We start from the raw sequence: 3,447 nt of genomic DNA on the forward strand, positions 1-3,447 counted from the left end.
GGCTTTAGCCTTGTCCTGGTCGACCGCTGTCGGCAGGGGTACGGCTCGCTGGAAGGCACCGTAGGCACATTCGCGGATATGGTAATCGCCTTCGGTCTGTTCCCGTTGCAGGCGTTTTTCACCGTGTACCAGCAGGTAATCGTCGACCACCGAGATATCGAAGTCATCAGATTCCATGCCCGGCACTTCCAGGCGCACGATCAGGTCATCGCCCTTGTCCTGCACATCCGCGGCCAGCACACTCCAGCGCGCGCTGCGCAGGACGCCGACATCCTCGGCGGACTCCACATTGCCTTCGCGTTTGACCGGATTGAAGCGGGTAATGGCGTGGGCGGCCCGATCGCGCAGCTGGGTCCAGCCCTCGCTGATGGAATGCCAGGCGCGGTTGAGTCCACGTTGCAGTTCAGCCATGGCGTTCATGGTTACTCCTTATAATATATGATTGCATGAAACAGGCCGGATCAAGCCGCCGGCGGATCCGGCATCATCGGTCATTGTTCGGCAGCTCCGCGTTGCTTGAGCCACCCGACGAGTCAGAAGTCGTCAGGTAGTGAGGTCGTCAGATCGCGAGGTTGGGAGGGCCGAGAGGCCTGGCACTCCGCCTCTTTCGACTTGACGATCTCACGCTCTCAGCTTTCGACCGAGATCTTGCGCGGCTGCACGGCTTCCTTCTTGGGAATGGTAATTTCCACGACGCCATTCTTGCTCCTGGCCGAGATCTTCTCCGCATCGGCGGTATCCGGCAGGCTGAAACGGCGATAGAACGAGCCGTACTGGCGTTCGACCCGCTTGTAGCCTTCGCGCTCATCCTTCTTCTCGGACTCGCGTTCGCCCTTGATGGTCAAAATGCCGTTTTCCATGTGCACGTCCACATCCTTGGGATCCACGCCGGGAACATCGGCATGCAGGATGAAGGCGTCCTGGGTTTCCTTGATATCCACTGCCGGGATCCAGTCGCTGGTGGCAATGGCGCTGCTTTCACCGTTGTCGCCGGTGGTTTCCAGCATCTGATCCATCTCGCGGCGGATCTGGTTCAGCATGCTCCAGGGTTCATAACGTACTAAAGCCATGATTCGTTCTCCTTAAATTGCAAATAAACAACGTTGGTTGAATTTATTCGCAGGTGTTGCTGTGCGCACAGTGTCCATCTGCTTGAAGGGGATATAGGTCTCGGCCGGATTTTTATCAAGTGCTACCGGCCAATGCGTTGCCGATTCAGCCGGGTTGGGGCGGGCGGTGTGTGCTGTTTTGAGCAAAACCGTCATAACGTGAGTAGCCCCTAACCGCCAGGGCAGCGCCCCGGGCCAATATTAGAAACACAATATATAGTATTTCGAGTCAGAAAATCGTGTTTTGCACAGGTCTGGCGCAGGCGGCCTGATAATAGTGCAAGTTATTGTTTGTTAAGGGTAAACCCTAATAAATAAAAGACGTCAGGAAGCATTGACAGCGCCGGTATCTGGTCCTAAGCTCCTACATCAAACACAATATCTAGTGTTTGCCGGATTTAGCTGTAACCAGTTGTACCCGCCGTACCCGAGAACGCCACTTGCCGTAGATAACAAGGCGGTCCGGGTGATTGTTTTTATTGAATTTTTGCGCACCGGGAGGATCACCATACATGAGCGCCCAGTTACACAAGCTGCCCGCAGGCAGCGTCAAAGAAATCCCGTTCCAGGACGCATCCCTCGATATCTGGGACAAAAAATACCGCCTCAAGAGCAAGGACGGCCAGATCATCGACCAGAGCATGGATGAGACCTACCAGCGGGTCGCCCGGGCACTGGCCGACGTCGAAGATGACCAGGAGAAGCAGGAATACTGGTACGAGCAGTTTCTCTGGGCCCTGCGCCAGGGCGCCATCCCCGCCGGGCGCATCACCTCCAACGCCGGCGCGCTGGAGCACAAGCCGGCCACCTCCACCATCAACTGCACCGTCTCCGGCACCATCCAGGACTCGATGGACAATATATTGGACAAGGTGCACGAGGCGGGGCTGACCCTGAAGGCGGGGTGTGTGGCGCCCGGTACCCGGGTGATGACCGAGCAAGGGCTGGTCCCTGCCGAGCAGGCGGTGCAGGAGAAGCACACCCGCATTCTTGCCTTTGATCGCGACAGCGGCCGCTTTGAAATGCGCCGGATCGAAAAGCACATGACCACGCATGTCCCGCGCGAGGAGAACATCGAGATCGTCTCCAACAGCGTTTCTCTCAAGACCTCGATCAAGCACCCGGTACTGGTCTATCGCAATGACAAGCTGGTTTACGTGCGGGCCGATGAAGTGACGTCGGATGACGCCCTGGTTCATCACCGCTTTGCCTGGAAGGCGGATCAACAGCAGGCCCTGCAGGCCTGGTTTGCCGGCGCGCATCTGGGAGACGGCAGCGCCTATGAGAAAAAATTCGAGTATCGCCCGAGCCGCCAGGCCTGGGCGGAACGCGCCAAAGCCCACGGCAAACGCCTGGTATTCAAGATTCGCGCGGCAGAGCGGGAAGTTGTGGAGCGTTACGCACAGTTCTTCGAGCGCTTCTGTCAGGCACAGGCCAAAGTGGTTGCCGGGACCACCGTCAATGGAACACCCGTCTGGGATTATTGCGTGGCCAGCTTCGAAGCCAGTCGCGCAGCGCAGTTTATTGATCACCAGACCGGATCCAAGACCGGGACACTGCATGTTCCTGCCTGGATTAGCCACCACCCGGATCGTTATTTCCTGCCGTTTCTTGCCGGCCTGATCGATACCGACGGCACAGTCAGCAAGGAGCGCGGCAGCGTTACCATCGCGACCCAGAACCATCGCTTTGCCGAAGAGTTACAGGCCCTGCTCGGACAGTTTGGGGTACACGCCGGTATCACCCGCCGCAAGGCACGCGAACACGATTATCAGGGGCATGTCATTCGCGATAACGGCGGCGCCATGCTCAAGATATCCGATTCCGACTTCCTGAAAGTGATCGCCGGTTATATGGCGGATAGTGGCAAAAAGCGGCGTATTGGTCAGTTTGCCTCCAAGGCCGGCCAGTACGATCGCTACCGGATGACCACGGCGCTGCAGCAGGCGTTGCTGAAAGAAAGCGACGCGCTTTCACACAAGGAAAAACAGCGCCTCGGTTTTTATCATAATTACCACCAGGCCGATATTATCAGTCGTGTCTGGCTGGACCGCTGGCAGCAATACTTTCCGCACCTGCATGAATTGATTGCGCAGGTACGGAACCTGCGGCCTGTTGAAACGGTACAGCGCAACCTGGATCTGTCGGAAACCTTCTACGACTTTACCGTCGAGAAGCACAACAACTATCTGGCCGGTAACAGCGGTCTGATGGTGATCCACAACTGCGGTATCGGTTATGAATTCTCCACCCTGCGTCCCAAGGGCGCGTATGTCTCCGGCGCCGGTGCCTACACCTCCGGGCCGCTGTCGTTCATGGATATCTACGACAAGATGTG

4 protein-coding genes are annotated in these 3,447 nt (G+C 57.3%); 1 reads left to right on the forward strand and 3 read right to left on the reverse strand.

What is annotated here, in order from left to right:
- The 3 genes from RI563_RS05955 to RI563_RS05965 form a co-directional block, all read right to left on the reverse strand.
- Positions 1 to 420 (reverse strand): Hsp20/alpha crystallin family protein (locus RI563_RS05955; RefSeq protein WP_310693447.1); only part of this gene is annotated, 420 nt, incomplete at its 3' end.
- A 209-nt stretch (positions 421 to 629) separates the two neighbouring features.
- Positions 630 to 1,070: an Hsp20/alpha crystallin family protein gene (locus tag RI563_RS05960; RefSeq protein WP_310693448.1), complete on the reverse strand. Its 441-nt coding sequence runs from the start codon at positions 1,068 to 1,070 to the stop codon at positions 630 to 632.
- Positions 1,071 to 1,082: 12 nt separating this feature from the next.
- Positions 1,083 to 1,265, reverse strand: coding sequence for a hypothetical protein (locus tag RI563_RS05965; RefSeq protein ID WP_310693449.1), 183 nt, complete (start codon positions 1,263 to 1,265; stop codon positions 1,083 to 1,085).
- Between the two features lie 356 nt (positions 1,266 to 1,621).
- Here RI563_RS05965 and RI563_RS05970 point away from each other — a divergent pair.
- The coding region (locus tag RI563_RS05970) for an LAGLIDADG family homing endonuclease (protein ID WP_310693450.1) at positions 1,622 to 3,447 on the forward strand (1,826 nt) is incomplete at its 3' end.

This window comes from Thiohalophilus sp. (genome assembly GCF_031581315.1).
Lineage (GTDB): Bacteria > Pseudomonadota > Gammaproteobacteria > UBA6429 > Thiohalophilaceae > Thiohalophilus.

What these genes read in the sequence shown, in the direction of transcription:
- RI563_RS05960 (WP_310693448.1), bottom strand. Translation starts at nt 1,070, where the DNA reads ATGGCTTTAGTACGTTATGAACCCTGGAGCATGCTGAACCAGATCCGC.
- RI563_RS05965 (WP_310693449.1), bottom strand. Translation starts at nt 1,265, where the DNA reads ATGACGGTTTTGCTCAAAACAGCACACACCGCCCGCCCCAACCCGGCT.